General features: G+C 42.1%; 10 protein-coding genes and 1 tRNA gene. 5 read left to right on the top strand and 6 right to left on the bottom strand.

Translation table 11 applies throughout. The features are described 5' to 3' along the window. Positions 1–10 precede the first annotated feature (10 nt). Entirely contained in the window at positions 11–1,213 is a 1,203-nt protein-coding gene (locus N7E81_RS05620) for a GWxTD domain-containing protein (RefSeq protein ID WP_263052306.1), read from the bottom strand. Between the two features lie 59 nt (positions 1,214–1,272). Here N7E81_RS05620 and N7E81_RS05615 point away from each other — a divergent pair, with 59 nt between their 5' ends. Continuing rightward, the gene (locus N7E81_RS05615) at positions 1,273–2,046 is read left to right on the top strand and encodes a class I SAM-dependent methyltransferase (RefSeq protein ID WP_263052305.1); all 774 of its coding nucleotides are present in this window, start codon (positions 1,273–1,275) and stop codon (positions 2,044–2,046) included. A gap of 194 nt (positions 2,047–2,240) precedes the next feature. Continuing rightward, positions 2,241–2,315 (top strand) — tRNA-Val (locus N7E81_RS05610). A gap of 105 nt (positions 2,316–2,420) precedes the next feature. Here N7E81_RS05610 and N7E81_RS05605 read toward each other — a convergent pair. The 4 genes from N7E81_RS05605 to N7E81_RS05590 are packed head-to-tail and all read right to left on the bottom strand — an operon-like array spanning position 2,421 to position 10,609. Continuing rightward, entirely contained in the window at positions 2,421–3,842 is a 1,422-nt protein-coding gene (locus N7E81_RS05605) for a hypothetical protein (protein ID WP_263052304.1), read from the bottom strand. A gap of 9 nt (positions 3,843–3,851) precedes the next feature. Next, positions 3,852–5,990 carry a hypothetical protein gene (locus N7E81_RS05600; RefSeq protein WP_263052303.1) on the bottom strand — a complete coding sequence of 713 codons (2,139 nt, stop codon included), beginning with the start codon at positions 5,988–5,990 and terminating at the stop codon, positions 3,852–3,854. Positions 5,991–6,050: 60 nt separating this feature from the next. Further along, complete coding sequence (locus tag N7E81_RS05595) at positions 6,051–9,713, bottom strand: BamA/TamA family outer membrane protein (protein ID WP_263052302.1); 3,663 nt, start codon at positions 9,711–9,713, stop codon at positions 6,051–6,053. Continuing rightward, positions 9,713–10,609 (bottom strand): SdiA-regulated domain-containing protein, encoded by an 897-nt coding sequence (locus N7E81_RS05590; protein WP_263052301.1) that lies wholly within the window; start codon positions 10,607–10,609, stop codon positions 9,713–9,715. The genes N7E81_RS05595 and N7E81_RS05590 overlap by 1 nt, the downstream gene beginning before the upstream one ends. Before the next feature lie 131 nt (positions 10,610–10,740). Here N7E81_RS05590 and N7E81_RS05585 point away from each other — a divergent pair, with 131 nt between their 5' ends. Next, entirely contained in the window at positions 10,741–11,964 is a 1,224-nt protein-coding gene (locus N7E81_RS05585; protein WP_263052300.1) for a Pycsar system effector family protein, read from the top strand. Between the two features lie 20 nt (positions 11,965–11,984). Beyond that, entirely contained in the window at positions 11,985–12,986 is a 1,002-nt protein-coding gene (locus N7E81_RS05580; protein WP_263052299.1) for a phosphate/phosphite/phosphonate ABC transporter substrate-binding protein, read from the top strand. Here the strand turns inward: N7E81_RS05580 and ppk1 are convergent. Next, a complete protein-coding gene (ppk1, locus tag N7E81_RS05575) occupies positions 12,961–15,075 on the bottom strand; it encodes a polyphosphate kinase 1 (RefSeq protein WP_263052298.1) in 2,115 nt (704 codons plus the stop codon). The genes N7E81_RS05580 and ppk1 overlap by 26 nt on opposite strands. A 162-nt stretch (positions 15,076–15,237) precedes the next feature. Here ppk1 and N7E81_RS05570 point away from each other — a divergent pair, with 162 nt between their 5' ends. Then, positions 15,238–17,613, top strand: a complete 2,376-nt coding sequence (locus N7E81_RS05570) for a GAF domain-containing protein (RefSeq protein WP_263052297.1) — start codon at positions 15,238–15,240, stop codon at positions 17,611–17,613. The last annotated feature ends 17 nt before the right edge of the window (positions 17,614–17,630 follow it).

The following is a 17,630-nucleotide window of genomic DNA, read 5'->3' as shown; positions in this document are numbered from 1 at the left end:
GGGGCTCTTTTTACAAATCTCCGGTTCTCCATTTTCGTACTGCCGTAAACCACGCCTTATTGAGCAACTTGTCTCGAATGAGGGAATAGTGGTATTGAACAAATAAATTGCGTGTTTTGGCAAAAGTAAACTTTAAATCACCATCGAATGTCTTGTACTCCCATATTTCTACTTCCTCTTTTTGGGTGACCACTTCTGGCGGACCGAATACAATGTAGATCATGCCTCGATCTGTCTTCCATCCCGTCTTGTAATCGGTAAAAAGCGCATTGGCAAATTTGACTGACCTAAAATACTTTTTAATGGTCTCTGATGCCAGTTGCTTATCGTCGATATGATTGAGCCAAAACTCATTGAAAGCCAATTTTTGATCCTCCGCAACGTTGAGTTCTTCAAACTCATCGCCTGTACAGATGTACTTCAAAGCTTCTATCAGCTCCTCTACTTTTTTGATCCGAGGATAATATTCTTCATGACTTAAAATGGATACTCCTTTATCGGAAGCCGTATCATTTTGTATAAAATACAAATGATTGGCCTCATTGAGCATCATGCCACCTTTGAAGCCAATCTTTCGTTTGATGCTTAACGTTTCTGCAGACGGACTGCCATCGACAACCATGGGTGGAAGAGCTGCTGGAAATAGCTCCTCATACATGTAGGCATAGAATTGCTCCTTGTTGCTGCTTTCACCAATGTCTTCAAACCACACCGAATCGAGCTTTTTATAACCATTATAAAACATGACTTCGGCATCGCACCCATAAATAATATTGGACAAAGGAAAAGCCAAAGCTCCGTTGATCGGAATCCCAAACAAATAAGGCCTTTCCAAAAAAGAAAATTTTACTACCAAATAATTACTTTCCTCTTTGGCAAAAAAATCCAACTCGATTACATTTTTGATAAAACCAGAATCTACCCTAACAGCTATCGGTTTGATCAGTTCCTCTTGATTAGAATTGATCTTTTGCTGCTGAGACAACTCAAAACCTACCAAGCTATCCGTAGGCAATACTTTCACTAAATGAAAACTCAGAATTAGCTTATAAAGCGAATCTTGTTTGGCAATTTGATAATCTATTTTGACTGGGGCGTGGTTGTAGAGGTAACTAAAATTTTCTTTGGTCAGGTCGTGAGCATGGGCATTTAAGCTCAAAACCATCCACCAAAACAAGAAAATTGTAATATTGGTTTTTTTGGGAATGCACATGAAACTAATATAAATCAATTTGGACAGGAACGTATAATTTTGACTTATTTTTGCGAGCTATGGCAACATACACTACAGAAATAGCATCGGATAAGATCGTATCCGACAATCCCATTCACCAACGATTATTACAGGCTTATTACGAGGCGCAGCCTTATGTAAAAGGCCAAGTGCTAGAACCTGGCTGTGGCGAAGGGCGCGGCATCGCCGTATTGTCTCCACAAACCAAAGAATATCTGGCGCTCGACAAAATTGAAGAGGTAATAGAAAAACTAAAACCTCAATTTCCTTCAGTAGATTTTAGGGCAGCAGTTTTTCCTCCCTTTATAGGCATCGAAGACAATACTTTTGATACGGTCATCTCTTTTCAGGTAATCGAACATATCAAGGAAGACAAGCTATTCCTCGAAGAAATCCACCGCGTACTAAAGCCTGGTGGCCAAGGCGTAATCACTACGCCCAACATCAAAATGTCGCTGTCGCGAAACCCATGGCATGAAAGAGAATACACCAATCAGGAGCTAAAAGACCTAGCTGGAAGTATTTTTTCTAAAGTGGAAATGAAAGGCATAGCAGGCAATGAAAAAGTAATGGCCTATCATGAGCAAAATAGAGCGTCTGTAGCCAAAATCACCAAGTTTGACATTTTCAATTTGCAGTATCGGCTGCCCAATGCCCTCTTACGTATCCCTTATGATCTGCTCAACAGACTCAATAGAAACAATCTACAAAAACAAGACGAAGGACTGGTGACTGAGATTGACCGAACGGATTATTTTCTCCGTGAGGAACATGAAGAAAACTTGGATCTGTTTTGTGTGGTCACTAAGTAAGGCTTACTAAAAAATAAAGACTTCGAAAGTCTATCTTAATTCTTGATCGAGTAACGCTTCGCCTTCCGCATTACTCAAAAACGCTGTCTTTGCAAGCAGGCATCATACAGGATTCGTTTTTAACTCTAATTGTAATGACACTAAAAATTGATCTTGTACAAGATCGGTTTTTATATAGATTTGCAATTCCAATAGGGTCGTTAGCTCAGCTGGTTTAGAGCGCCGCCTTGACAGGGCGGAGGTCGCTGGTTCGAATCCAGTACGACCCACAAAATGAGGTGATCTCAAAAAAAATTAAAAGTAGTCGGGTATTTCCCTGAAGCGTTAAATTTTTGAGATCGCCTTTTTGTTTTTTTAGCCTCTCTCAACTTAGTCTAATCCCCAAAAGAATAGAAAGGCAATGAAAACCCAAACAACACGCGGATACGCTGCCATCGCAAATCAGAATATTCTGCTGGTGTAGTCGGGGTCACATCTGGTAAGCTCACGATCTTGCCAATTAGCTGGTCACCCGTGGAATACACAGACCCCAAGGTAAATTCCATCTTCTTGAAAAAGAGAGAGAAACCAAAGCCAAAATTGAATACATCAGCAGTGAAAATTGAATTGTCAAAATTATCGACCACACGTTCGGCCGTTATCTGTTCTCCCGAAGGGATTAGGTATGAAAAATCTGTTGAAAAGCTGGTATAACCATAAAGCTTGTTTTTTAGTTTCCACTCCACCCCAGCACCAAAATTGATCACTGACTTTCTTTCATCGTATACTCGATTACGTACTTCTATTTGTGGCGTTTGTCCCATAAAGGGCATTGGCGTCATCACGTTGTAGCGATCCATCTTGTTGAACCACTCTCCACTCAAATGAAGCTTGTGTACTCCCAGTTGCAACCCCATACCCAAGCCTATAGATAGTGGAGACTTAGCATCGACCGCTACATCCGATGTGCTATTACTCAGCAATACATCGTCATCCTCTTCTTGCACACCATCTCGATCTCTATCATATCCTGCCAAGGACTCTTCGTACACAGAACTGCCACTACCAAAAATGTACACCTTTGGAAAAGTAATGGTCAAACCTACGTCCAACTTACCTTTGGTGTAGTTTAAACCTGCTTTGGCTAGCCAACTGGTGATGTTATAATTTCGCTTTCTATATCGTTCAAATGCACCTACATTTTTTTGCGACCCAAAGGCTTTTTGCACCAGATTATATTCGTTCTCTTGACTGAGTTGCGAAATGAAATTAGAAATACCCACACTCCATTTTTCATCGAGTGCATACGACCAAGTAAACCCCATCCATTCGTCTCTTAGTTTTTTAGAAATATTTAAGGAAGTCCTCAGTTCTTCTTCTCCAGGCCAAAGAGCCCCATCATTAAACTCATACGTACGAATATCGCTGACACCTAAATTGTAATCCACTTGCGTTCTTGACAAGAAAGCATAAGCAAATTTATGCTTAGGCAATTTTTTGAGACCGAAACTACCTGCAGCCAAACTAGGTGCCGCATTGAATTTGCTATTGTTCAAACTTTTTTTGTCAAAGCCATCCTTCACTTTCAATGTCACATATTCGTAGGCCTTGGCACTAATCAAAAAAGTAGGGTCATCCTGCAAAGCCAGTCGGGCAGGATTGTAATAAACCGCTCCCAAGTCCTCTACGCTACCTATGACCGATCCAGCCAAAAGCATAGATTTATTACCAAACTGCTCTGTCCAGTAGTGAGCATCTTGTGCATGGCTCTGTAGAGCTAATGCATTTACAATCAGTAGAAGAATAATTTTTTTCATTGTTCTAGGTTATCTGCGACCTCTGCCTCCACCAGCTGATCGAACACGATTGTATCCTTGTGTCCGCTGCGTTCCTCGTTGTCGGTTTTGGTAGCTTTGATTTAAGTTTTGGTTTGTGTTTCTATTCGGCTGATGTGTGGGTGCAGACCACTGCTTATTTTGTCTAGTTTCCCATCCTTCATTGCCTTTGCGATAGACATTACCACTCTGGTCAGTATATACATTATTCGGCGACCTAGACGATCCCGTATTGGCTGGTCTCGTGGCAGGCTTATAACGTTCCTGCCCTGAAGGCCTATTCGCAGGCCTACTCATAGGCTTAGTATTCGACGGCCGAGTGGCACTCGGACGCGTAGAAGGTCTCACCCCATTTTTTCTATTTTTATACAAATTATTGGCTGTAGCAGGCCGGGTACTTGGCTGATGAACACCTCCTGATGGTGGGCGATGATTCGATGACGGCGGTCTATACCCCGGAGGGCGATACCCTGGTGGGCGATGGTGATAGGGCGGACGATAATATGGTGGACGATACACTGGAGGACCCCACCAGCCTACGCCATGATACCAGTAGCCTGGCCCTCCAAACCCTACACTCACCCCCATACTCCATCCATAGTATGGAGAATACCTCACAGAAAAACCATAGGTAACTGGCCTTGGGTAATAGTAAAGTCCATACCATCCACTATAGTAATACCCCGTACCATAGACTACCGTGGAACCATAGACATAGCAGCCTACATAACCTGGCGTATAACCTACATATACCACCTCTGGTGTAGAATCATAGATGTAAACATATTTTACATGATAAGCAGGATTAGACGCTGGTATTTTATCTATATCTACTGGTCTAACATCGGACACCACCCAAGGCCCATTTGGCGTGGCAGAGCGAAACCATACAGCATTATCACACAGAAAATACACGTCTTTCGATTTGAATACAGCACTAGAAGTATTCACTGCCGAAGCTAATGAAGTCTCCGCTATAGGTTCAAATTTTGGTTCCCCATCATAGGTTACAGATGCTGTTGCGGTTTTTCTATCGATCGCTGCTGTTTGTGGGATATTGGCATCGAGTACCGCCTCTCGCGCAGCATCTGTGCCTGGCACCGCAGCTAGTACTTCTCCTTTCACAGACTCCTCTGGGATCTTAGCAAATTCTTTAGAGAGCTTTTCTGGCTGAGCGTAAACCCATGGCCCATCTAGCGACTTGGTCATAAACCATCGACCAGACAATAAGATGTAATAATTTTGAGAATTGATATCCATAAAAATATCCGATTCTGTATTGTCCACATACAGCAATTGGGTATTGTCTATCGGCGTAAATTTTAATTTACCATCTGTAACCACCAGTTCTGACGGCTCATAAGCCATAATGATCTCTGGTACCTCGTCGGACTTTTCAGTCAATGGATCCTCATCCGATGGATTGTATTTTTTTTGGAGACTGGTGAGGCTGGTAGGCGGGTTTTTTAATCGCTCCCAGCTATTCATATTGTCCTTAGCCCTAAACCACATGTTGCCACCGTAGAGAAAATATTTACTTTTCTTTTTTACTATAAAAGCTGGCGCATTGATCAGCTGTTCATAACCTTTTTCCAATCCCTTGAATTTGGGCTCTCCATCTACTACAATCAGTATGGCTCCACTCTCTCGGAAAATAATTTTTGGAGCCTTGTTTTCAAAAGAAGCATTTTCTATAACGTCTACTTCTTCTAGCGTGGCTAGGAGTTGGTCATAGTTCATTTCGAAGCTCCATTTAATCATTTCTTCTTCTAGAAAGGTTTTTAATTTTTTTACTCTCGTAGAATCCACTTCTTCGGGCAAGCGTACATGATTTACTTTCACCGACACCAGATTTACACTTCGTTCGCTCTTGTCTATATCTAGATAGGAGGTCATCCAGATGGCTCCAAATATAGGGGCTTGTTCTCCTGCTGGCGTTACCGATATTGCTGCCCTAGCTTCCAGAATATCTCCCTTCAGCAATTCTGGCTGTGGCTGATACATGATCACGGTGCCTTTTTCGGCCGTTATTTCTTTAGGCCAAAAACTCGTCTGATCATCCCCTTGACCTAAAGTAATCCGCGAAATAAATATGATTGAAAGGAAGATATATCTATGGGACGTGCACATATGGAATTTATTAATTGAACTAAAAGTAGTGAAATATTCTATAGCATGCTTCCCTCTACATTAGAAGAAAAAGCCAAAATCAAGCGAAATCAGATTTTCTTCTGGAGAAAAAGCATAAGACAAAGATGCCGCTACTTTGCTCAATGGTGCCACCCACAAGCCTACCCCAGCTGCTCTGTGCCACGCACTAGACGATTGATCTGTCCATACCCTACCTATATCATAAAAACCCAGCAGCCCCAGTTTTCCGGGAAACAGGACAGATGAAAAATCTAACAGTTTGAGTCTAAGGTCTACGTTTTGGTAAAAACTTGTACGTCCATAAAAGCGAGTCTTTCGATAGCCCCGCAGATTGCTTCGACCACCCAGAGTGTTGGCATTATAAAACTCGTCTCTGCTAAACTCACCAAAATTGTGCGCATATCCTGTCCGAGAGGCCAAAGTAACGATAGCTGGAAACTGAAAACTATAATACAAGGACAAGCTGGAATGCAAGTGTTTGTAGTTTGTGGCGCGATCGCTAAGCCCATAGTAACTGCTCCACTCAGACTCCCAATAAAGCCCCCGAGAAGGAAACAGTTTTTCGTCACGAGTGTCGAACTCAAGAGAGGCAAAACCACCTCCATAATGCCTTCTATCATCGAAGAGTACATCGGTATTGAACTCATTGAACCCAGGAGAGGAGATAAACGTCCCACTGTTGTTTTCTACCTCTATACTGCGCTGGTGTAGCCCCAAACTTATTTTTCCACTATTCCCTATTTCGTTATAGAGCGACAACGCATAATAATAGTCCTCTACTCGCAAGCGATAATAGTCTATGCCTCGGTCTTCGTCATAGACAGACTCGTTGCCCAAGCCAAAAAAGTTGTTGACTACGGGTCGTTTCACATCCACTACTGCATTGAGGTTCCACTTACCAAAAACATCGGTGAAATCTCCCTTATACGCTACATTGAATGCCCCTGTAGCTATGGCGACATCGGCCATGAGGCGATGCCTAGAAGCAAAGGGTTCTTTGCGCCAACCATGCCTGGTATACATAAATCCCCCTCCTACAAATACGCCGTCGTCCCTGTTGTACGAGCCTACGACCAGCGGCAGCAGCAGATCATATTTAAACTCATACTTATTATAATTGTTAATATCTGGATCACGACTCAACCGGGGTTTAAAACTCGTATCTACCGTCGAAAACAGCGTTTCTTTTTTGAGGTCATATACTTTTACATTTTGTGCCGATTGGTTAGAGGTCATATCAAATATCTCATCGTCTCCTTCTCCTCCGATCACTCGAACTTTCACTTTGCTTTTTGTATCTCCCGAAATCTTAAATCTATCCTCATCATCGAGCCCGTAGATTCTTACTTCTTTGGTATCAGCAGCGTCGAACGTACGGTGGTATAGCGGTTGCTCTATGTGCCCTTTTTTAGAGATTTTATGAGACGTTACTCTCAGCTGATCTTTGTTCAAATTCTCTATTAAAAACAATTCTTTTTTATCTGTCCCTACTACGTTCACTTGTTTGGAGAGACTTTCATAAAACGCTGTAGCATATTCATCAAGATGATCTCTTCTCGCCTTCAGCGTCGCTACTGTACGTTCGCCTGACAAGGCATATACATTTTCGGGCCACTTTCTAATGGCATTTTCTATGACTTCGTCCGTGAGGCTGTCTTGAATCAGTTGGATCATTTGCTGCCATTCGTCTCTGTCGGGTTCGTTCATAAATATGCGATCGAAGTAGCGCGCGTTAAAATTGAACCCAGGTGCCCAACGCATATTCTCGTTGAACCCTTCAATCTTAGGCATCGCCCATTTCCTACTGGCTATTTTGGGCAAAATGCCATCGTTTATAAAAAAGACCTGATCACGGTCTCTTGGTATGGGGCGATACAGATTGCCTTTGCCTTTCTCGAAAGAAGCCCAGCGCCACTGGTCTTCATGACGATCCCAGTCGCCTATCACCATGTCAAACAATCTATTGCGAAGCACAAAGTTTTGGTCTACACTATTGTCGTTGTCGTCTTGCAGCTCTTCTTGTACCTCTGGCGAACCCACGATATCAGTGGAATTGCCAAAAAACTTAGCATCTGACCAGTCTCCACTTGGTCGCTCTTCGAACAGCGCCAATTCTCCCGCCAGCACCTCCCGGTACGTCCCAAATGCACCATCGTCGGGCACATATACGAGGCGAGGATTGGTGTGATAAATGCCCACGGCTTCTGCCAATGGTGGTACTACAAAAGCACCATACGGATGGCTAGAGCTGATTTGATCCTGTACGACCTTTACCGCAAAGGTTTCCTGAAGAAGGTCAGGCACTGCTTTGTTAGCATATTTCTCTACCGATCGCAGCACATATTGGCGACCATCTTTAGCTTCTAACCGTAGGGAGTTGGTCTGCATACCTCCTCCTCGTTTGACTACTTCTAGCCCTCCTTTTTCTTCTGTGATATTAAATATAGGTACAGTCACTGGCTGGCTCCACTCTGCACGATAATTGTCGCCCATCCATACCCGCTTGCCTTTAGACGCCTCATACTGCTCTGAGGCAGCAGTAGTCATGAGTTGAGTATGAAAATCGTATCTGGGATAATTGGCATTCGGATCGGGTATATACTTAAATTGATACAAACCTCCCTCATAGATTTTTTTCCCCTTGGTACTTTGATCGTCTGCTGCCCAAAACTCCACAGACACATCGGCCTGGTCGAAATTTAGTTTACCAAATCCAACAATAGATTTTCCGAAAGCCAAGTACTCTCCATTTTCTTTGAGATAGGTCGCTTTCGAACCCGAGCCACTCACCACATAGTTGACCCCATCTTTTTGAATATGCTGTAGCGAATGCTCATGACCAGCCACATAGACCACGTTGGGGTATTGTTTTAGAAAGTGTTCGAGCGTATTACGAATAGTCTTGTACTCTGGGTGAGGAATATCTTGGATAGATCCCGCAGTGGCACGATAAGCAGGGTAGATAGACCCGACCACAGGCAGCGGAACATAAAGATTTTCGTTCAACTCTGTGAGTGGAAATAAGTGTGTTTTCAAAGGAAATTTGCCTCCATGTGCTCCATAGCTATAAAGAGGATGATGAGAAGCCAAAATAACATGATCGTTTTTATGTTCTTCGAGTAATGAGGTGATGTCCATTATCACATCCAGCGGCAGCATTTTTTCTAACGGATCATGTTCCAGTGGTTTTTCCCAAGCATGGAGTATCCATTGCATGTCAAACACAATCAAATAAAGCCCTTCGGCAAGTTTTATTTCTTCTGGGCCGGGGTGTCCGTCTTTAGGGTAAAACACCTTTTTACTATCGAAATATTCTTTTACAAAACGTTCTTGTTCGTTTACATACTTCCAACCTTCTTTTCTCCCTTTTTCCCAATCATGGTTACCCGGAATGACAATGGTGCGTCCTTCAAATTTTTTGGTAATGTCTAACTGCAATTTCAATTTCTCTTCCGCCTCTTTTCGCCCTGGATGCTCTTTAGGTGGCAACCCTTTCGGGTAAATATTGTCCCCCAAAAAAATGAGTGTAGCGTTCTTACCTGCGGATTGCAATTGCTCCTTGAGTGACGAAAGGTTTTCTGTGGCTCGTTTGGGCTCTCCCGCATCACCTATCAAAAAAACCTGATGCTGAGTAGAAGGAGACTGAGCCCAGCCAATAATGGAAAACCCAAGGACAATAAATAATAAGGTGGATCGAATCATCAATTCATGTTAAACTTTAAAATATAGCCCTTATCTCCTTGTCCTTCGCTAGAAATAAACAGATCACCATTAGGCGCAAAACAAATACCTTCTGGTTGGCCTAGTAGTCTGGGATCGAGCGGGATACTCCCTTTAATAGTGCCTTGCTTGTCTGTGATCAGCATCAATTTACCAATAGAAGCGATAATATAAAAATGATCATTGATCGGGTGTAATGCGATACCTGAAGGTTTGAAATTGATACGATTGACTTCGTATTCAAAATCTTTGTGCGCTTCAAGGTACTTTTTGATATCATGTCTAGAAATATTGAAGGCAGCCTTTTTCTCTATTTTTTTGTCCTCTAGGTCGAAATAATAGAACGACCGCCCTTTCTGTTTTTTGCCTTCGATGCTAGACTCGTCTTTACAAGCCACCAAAAGTTTGTCTAGTGTAGGGTCATAGACTAAACCCTCCACATCGTTTTGCTTTTTAAGTGCCGTCTTATACTTTTTCACCTTGTGTATATCGCCATGTGATCCGATTTCTATTTTGTAAATGTGTCCATTACTCTCCGCTACGTATAGCTTTTCTCCATCGGAGGCTAAACCTTCGTAATCGCCAGCCCCTTCGAACCGTACAGTGTTTTCTATTTCTCTCGTCTTGTGATTATAAAAAAATACTTTCCCGTCTTCATCTTGAATACAGGCAATGATGCCCGGTTGGTAATAAGCCATACCCGATATTTCTTCTAGCACGTAGGGGAGAAAATACTTGGCATCTGGTTTTTGAAGATTGTACTGTTTGAACTGCTGAGGTACAAAATGAAATAAGGCCTCTGCTGTGGGTCGCGAATTGTGCTGACAACCGAACATAAAGGTCCAAGCAACTAATAAATAAATTTTTGCTTTTGGCATGAGTTCTCGGTTATATTGAGTGGGTTTTGGCTCGAACAATAAAATTATGAAATGCGTATCGTATGTTACACCTTCTATGACAAATTTGTTTCAACTCATTTTTGTTAATTTGTGCTTCAACTCATAAAACAATGGCGATTCAAACTTCTGTATTGACCCAAGTGGCGGATCACGTACGATCATCTCTGAAAAGTGAGCTGCCGTCTCAGTTTTGCTACCACAACTTGACCCATACCGAAGAAGTAGTAAAGGCCTCCTTAGAAATCGCCAAAGGCGAAGGCTTGAATATAGAAGACCAAGAAACAATAGCGATAGCCGCTTGGTTTCATGATGTAGGTCATGCCTACGACTGTGACTGTCATGAAAAAAAGAGTGTAGAGGTAGCCCGTGCTTTTTTAGAATTATTGGGTTTTCCCAAAGACCGAATCTCCCAAATAGAAGGATGTATCATGGCCACCATGATGCCCCAGCGGCCACTCAATACAATGGAAGCTGTTCTCTGCGACGCAGACTTATACCATCTGTCTACCGATCAGTTTGAGGAACGATCCAAACTCCTCAAAAAAGAATGGGAAGAGGTCAAAGAAGAAGCGTTTAAGGAATCCTCTTGGAATAAAATCAATGCGGAGTTTTTAAGCAGGCACACCTATTTTACAGCATATGCGAAAAAGAACTTTACCGCTGGACAAGCCCAAAACCTAGAGGCAATCCAAATGAAAATATCCAAAGCAAAAAAAGAACGTCCGGCAGACCTGAAAAAGAAAATAGCAAGCCTAGAGAAAAAATTAGCAAAAGCGACCGAAAAAGAGAACAAACCCACTAGGGGTATCGAAACGATGTTTCGAACCACTTCGAAAAACCACTTGGATCTAAGTGCCATGGCAGACAACAAGGCCAACATCATGATCTCAATCAATTCGATCATACTTTCCATTATCATCTCAGTGCTGATTCGAAAGTTAGAAGAATATCCACATTTTATCATTCCCACGATACTACTGACTGTTGTTTGTCTAATCACTATCGTATTGAGTATCCTTGCCACTCGTCCCAATATTTCTAAAGGGTTGTTCACTAAAAGTGACATCATGAACAAGCGAACAAACCTTCTCTTTTTTGGGAATTTCCACAAAATGAGCCTCGAAGAATATGAATGGGGCATGAACGAACTTATGAATGACAGCAAGTATCTATATGGCAGCCTAATCAAAGACATCTATTATCTAGGTGCCGTATTAGGCAAAAAATACCGAAGGCTCCGTGTCGCCTATACGGTGTTTATGTTTGGTTTTGTAATCGCTGTTTTGTCATTTATCATAGCCGAAGCCTTCTTCAAGAATCAATACATGTACTAAATATTTCTTATCGAAATCAGATGAAAACCCTTCTATATTTTGCCGTATTTGCCACATGTCTATGGTCGTGTTCACAAAAGAAAAAACAGGACGTCGACCCAGAAAAGCTACTCAATGAGCTCATGGAGAAAACGGATCTAGTCTCTGAAGAAACCGCCAAAGGCATGATCTCATCGGTCTCTTTTGGTTCAAAGAAACAACCGATCAGGTTTTATTTGACCAAACAAACCAGCGAGGATGAGATGAGAGAAAAATTGGCGCCACTTTTCGAGTTCTTAACTACAGAAACTGGTTTGTTTTTCGAAATGCACATCCCCAGCACTTATCAAGACATGATTATGGCATTTGCCAGAGATGAAGCCCACGTGGCGCTAATGAATTCGCTGAGCTATATCAAAGCCAAAGATGCCTATGGAGTCAAGGCACAATTGAAAATCATTCGATTTCGGTCTGCCTCCTATTATGGTCAAATCATAGCCAGTGCCGAATTGGGTATCGAAGATATAGAAGGGCTACAAGGCAAATCTATGGCCTATACAGATCCTGCTTCAGCCTCTGGGTATTTATACCCGCATCACATCCTTTTCGAAAACAATATTGTCCCGTCCAAAGTGATTTTTGGCGGCAGCCATAGCGCTGTAGTACGCATGATATACAACGGCGAAGTAGACGCTGGAGCCACGTACTACTCTGCACCAGACAGCGAAGGCAAAATAAGAGACGCCAGAGCTCGACTCTTAGATGAATATCCAGACTTGGCACAGAAGGTGAAAGTAGTGACCATCACTCGACCGATCCCAAACGATCCAATTGCCATCGGACGACAAATCGATAAAAAATTAGCTTACGAAATAGGCAATGCCTTAATCAAGTTTATGTCTACTCCCGAAGCTAAAACTTCGCTAGGATCACTCTATGGCATAGACGGCTTTGTAAGAGCCAATGATATGGAATACAATACACTCCGCGAAGCCATGTTCATAGAAGATTCACTGGCTAACTTACCTGTTCCCACTTTTTAACCATCTGGTAAGTATCTTCCTGAGCATGATAGAGCTTTTCGCCCTTGCCCCGCTCTACGCGAATATTGTTTTGCTGTTCATCGAGCATCACGGCTTTGGTATTGTCTTGTAACTGTAGGTTTAAAATTTCTTTAACCTCTTGTTTCAAGGCCTCATCATAGATAGGGTATGTCACTTCCACTCGGCTTTTTAGGTTTCGCTTCATCCAGTCAGCCGAGCCCATAAACAGCTCGTCTTTGCCGTTGTTTTTAAACCAAAAAACTCTCGCATGCTCCAAGTATCTCCCTACGATTCTTCGTACGGTGATATTTTCACTCATTCCTTTCACGCCTGGTATCAGACAGCAAATGCTTCTTACGATCATTTCTATTTTCACCCCGGCGCGACTCGCTTCATAGAGCTTGTCGATCATTCCCCGTTCCTCGATATTATTGAGCTTAATGATTATTTTGCCCGCTCGCCCTTTCTTTACATGATTAATCTCACGATCTATCAGCTCATTAAACTCTTCGATGATATTGAACTGAGAAACCAAAAGGTGTTTAAATGGCTTCGGTTGTTTTCTCTTGTAGAGATATTTAAATACTTCGTCCAGTTCTTCTCCCATCTTTTCGTGACAGGTCAGCAGACCATGATCGCAATAGATACTGGCCGTTTTTTCGTTGAGATTTCCTGTACCAAAGAAGCAATATATTTTGTTAGATCCATCGTCGGTTTTTTTCTTCACCAGTGCTACTTTGGCGTGTACTTTTAGCCCTGGTATGCTAAAGATAATACGGATCCCTTCTTTCTGCATTTTTTCGGCCCAGAGCAAATTATTTTCCTCGTCGAATCGAGCTTTGAGCTCAATAAACACAGTGACTTTTTTGCCATTTTTGGCAGCAGAGATCAATGCATTTCCAATCAAAGAATCCGAAGCCATACGATAAAACGTAACCTTAATCTCTGCTACATGTGGGTCGATAGCCGCTTGATTGAAAAACTGCAGGATATAATTATAACTATGGTACGGAAAATGAAGCATCCGATCCGCTTCATCAATGGCAGTGAAAATTGAACGATGATTATCTATTTTGTTGCTCTGTAGGGATACCTGAGGTTCAAATTCTAATGCTCCGCCTATTGGGTTGGGAAAATCCATAAAATCAAACAAGCTGTGATAACGACCACCAGAAACCAAATCGTCTTCCGACAAATGAAATACGTCGGTAAAATTGTCTAACAACTCTGGCGACATGGTACGATCGAATAGGAAGCGAGACGGTGTCCCTAAATTTCTTTTTTGAATTTGTTTCTGAATTTTTTCTACCAAGTCTCCACTAAACTCGTCCTCAATATTGAGATCAGCATCTTTATTCATTTTGATACTCTTGCACTCTAGCACCTCATAATCTGGAAACACAAAATCCAAATGCATTTTTACAATATCATCTAAAAAAATATAATGAAATTGGAAAGTCGGCGATGGAATTTTGAAAAACCTTGGCAAACGGTTCGAAGGAATATTGAGAAAGGCAAATTTGATCCCTTGCGAAAATTTACTCCTCAGCTTGAGTGCAAAATAAAGCTCCCTATTATTAAGGAAAGGCTCACGCATGGTGAGATTGAAATGATACGGCTGCAAAAAAGAGAGGACCTTAGTTTTAAAATAATGAAGACATGTCGCTCTTTGGTCTTCGTTGAGCTGATCAGGATCCATGATAAATACACCATTCTTTTCTAGCTCCTTCAGTACATTATTGCGCATGGTATGACCGTACTCTTCGAGCTGAATCTGAATACGCTCATGCAGCTTGTCCAACAATTCGTCTGGATCGATGTCCAACGCTTTATTGATTTTTTTCTTGCCTATTTCTACCAATCGGCGGATATTGGCTACACGTACCCTGAAAAATTCATCTTGATTGGAAGAATAAATAGCCAAAAATCTCAACCGCTCAAACAGCGGCACTTCTTTGCTCTTTGCCTCTTGCAGTACTCTATAATTGAAAGTGAGCCAACTAAGATCTCTATTAAAATATGAGTTTGTAGACTCCTGAGCTTCTAGCACGTCTTCACTTTCCTGTTCTGTATTCTTATGTTCTTCCAATGCTTTTATTCCAAAATGAGAAAGAAAGATAAGAATATCACCATTCAATACCAGAGGGATACATATGATAAATTTGTTAATTCTTTTTTGCAGCGATCTATGAGCCCATGAAACTAATAGCGGTTCCTCGACGTTCGCACGTTAAAGCTTTTCAAAAGGACCATGGACGCAAAATTAGATCAATGTAACACTAGAATGGAATTTCCATTCGAATGCAAATTGAGTTTGACCAACTTAATTGATTATTGGCAAGTAAGAACCAACGATCCCAATAAGTATTTGGCCAATACTGCTCTTACGATCATGGAGCAGGTTCGTCAAGCGCCTGCATTGCTCGAGCCCATCGAAGACCCTGCTCTTTTGGAGCAGCATCAAGACACCATAGATCTGCTCATGACGGCCATATTTTCTCCCTATACCGAAGAGGAAGAAATGGTTTCTGCTATAGCTCCATTCAAAAAACTAGACATTCACTCTACCCAAGCCTATAAACAGCTCATGGAAGAAGCAGGGTCTTATGAGGCCCTACTAGACCCTGAAGAGATCTCACAAATTATGTTGCACAAGGCCATGTCGGGCTACTTCGCCATTATGAAGACTTATTACGGTATCAATATCGAGCTAGACAAGGATATCATCTATACGCTCACCAGTCAAAAAACGGGACTAAAGCGGTATTTCAAAATCATGATCAATCCTAAGTTTTGTGAAATCGTTCTGAAGGGTGACTTGCCCAAACTCACCGATCAGGACATCAAACACCTCACCAGTCATATAGAAGATGTAGAAGTATGGATAGACATGCTACCTCCAAGTTTATTTGAGTTTCAGGGTTTGATCGTTTTCAAGCTCATCGAGGTGACCAAAGATCAAGTACTCTCTCGCATGAAAGAGAGTCTACTAGAAAAAAATAGCATTACAGAAAAAGTCAGCTTTCTAGACTTAGAGCAAAAGTTTAGGTCATTGTTGCAACTTTCAGATGTAAAGCTCGGCATCTCAGGTTATCACAAAAGCAAAAATCGATTTTTTAATTTTGGGGGAGAGTCCCAGCGCAGTATTTTGATGGGAGAAAGCAACCATATAGAATGTCCTCATACTACTGCAGATTTGCTTGAGCAATTTGCCAATCAGGCCGAGCCTATGGTGATAGAAGATATGGCCGATTGCTGTCGGCCGCTTCAGAGCAAGTCCGATGAGTTGCAAGAAAATGGGGTTCAGAACCTGATCCTCAATCCATTATTTTACAACGACGAATTTGTGGGTTTGCTCGAATTGGCTTCTCCCAATAGAGGAGACCTGAATGCTTTGGCTCTCACTAAAATTCGTGAGGTTTTGCCGCTATTCGCCATCGCAGTCAAACGAAGTTCTGAAGAGCTAGAAAACAACATCCAGACACTAATCAAAGAAAAGTACACGTCCATTCACCCGTCGGTAGAGTGGAAATTCAACAATGCAGCTCACCAGATGCTAGAGCAAATCGCACAACATAAAACACCTGTAGCTCCCCAAATCGTATTTAATGAAGTATACCCACTGTATGCTGCTTCGGATATCCGAAACTCGTCTGTAGTGAGGCACCAGTGTATATATAAGGACTTGAGTCGCCAGCTGCAGCTAGCCAAGCAGGCTCTCAACATCGCTATAAAAATCACCCCGTTACCTGTATTAGATGAAACTATTTTTCGACTAGATCAATTCAGAAGAAAAATCAAAAACAAATTGGTAACAGGCGACGAGTCCATCATTCTTGAGTTTATTCAACAAGAGGTGGAACCTGTTATTCGAAATATCGAAGCTAATCACCCTCAAGAACGAGAATTTGCTAAAGCGTATTGGGAAGCATTGGATCCAAACATCGGTGTCGTGTATGAGCACAGAAGAGATTTTGAAAATAGCCTGACTACGATCAACGACACCATAGGCAGTATCCTAGACGAAGAAGAAAAAAAGGCGCAGAAGATGTTTCCTCATTTTTTTGAAAAATATAAAACAGATGGTGTAGAACACAATATTTACATCGGGGCGTCTATGGTAGAGCACTTAGTCTTCGACGAAGTGTATTTGAGAAATCTACGTTTATGGCAACTGGTAGTCACCGCAGAAATTGCGAGCCGTACAGCAGCCATGATGCCTACACTAGCCATGCCGCTCGAAACTACCCATTTGATATTGGTACATGCCAATCCGCTTGCCATTAAATTTCGACAAGACGAAAAGAAATTTGATGTGGATGGTGCATATAATATCCGCTATGAAATCACCAAAAAAAGGATCGACAAAGCACTAGCCAAACATACCAAGGAGCGCATCACCCAACCAGGAAAAATTGCCATCATCTACTCACAAGAGAAAGATGCTATTGCGTATCGTCAGTATATCGACTATCTCACGCATAAGGAACTACTCGCAGGGAAAGTGGAAGAGTTAGAGCTCGAAGAATTGCAAGGAGTAAGTGGGCTAAAGGCCTTGCGGGTGGCCGTCAATACGGCTGCTTCATCGATCCTCGACGAAGTCAAACAATTGCTCGAAGTGGCATAACCTAAAAATCCCGCCAA

This window comes from Reichenbachiella carrageenanivorans (assembly GCF_025639805.1).
GTDB classification, from domain to species: domain Bacteria; phylum Bacteroidota; class Bacteroidia; order Cytophagales; family Cyclobacteriaceae; genus Reichenbachiella; species Reichenbachiella carrageenanivorans.
The sequence above is the reverse complement of the archived record's forward strand: the minus strand, read 5'-3'. Positions and strand labels throughout refer to the sequence as shown.

Coding starts and splice junctions, on each gene's coding strand:
- N7E81_RS05620 (WP_263052306.1), bottom strand. CDS start 1,213: ATGTGCATTCCCAAAAAAACCAATATTACAATTTTCTTGTTTTGGTGG.
- N7E81_RS05615 (WP_263052305.1), top strand. CDS start 1,273: ATGGCAACATACACTACAGAAATAGCATCGGATAAGATCGTATCCGAC.
- N7E81_RS05605 (WP_263052304.1), bottom strand. CDS start 3,842: ATGAAAAAAATTATTCTTCTACTGATTGTAAATGCATTAGCTCTACAG.
- N7E81_RS05600 (WP_263052303.1), bottom strand. CDS start 5,990: ATGTGCACGTCCCATAGATATATCTTCCTTTCAATCATATTTATTTCG.
- N7E81_RS05595 (WP_263052302.1), bottom strand. CDS start 9,713: ATGATTCGATCCACCTTATTATTTATTGTCCTTGGGTTTTCCATTATT.
- N7E81_RS05590 (WP_263052301.1), bottom strand. CDS start 10,609: ATGCCAAAAGCAAAAATTTATTTATTAGTTGCTTGGACCTTTATGTTC.
- N7E81_RS05585 (WP_263052300.1), top strand. CDS start 10,741: ATGGCGATTCAAACTTCTGTATTGACCCAAGTGGCGGATCACGTACGA.
- N7E81_RS05580 (WP_263052299.1), top strand. CDS start 11,985: ATGAAAACCCTTCTATATTTTGCCGTATTTGCCACATGTCTATGGTCG.
- N7E81_RS05570 (WP_263052297.1), top strand. CDS start 15,238: ATGGACGCAAAATTAGATCAATGTAACACTAGAATGGAATTTCCATTC.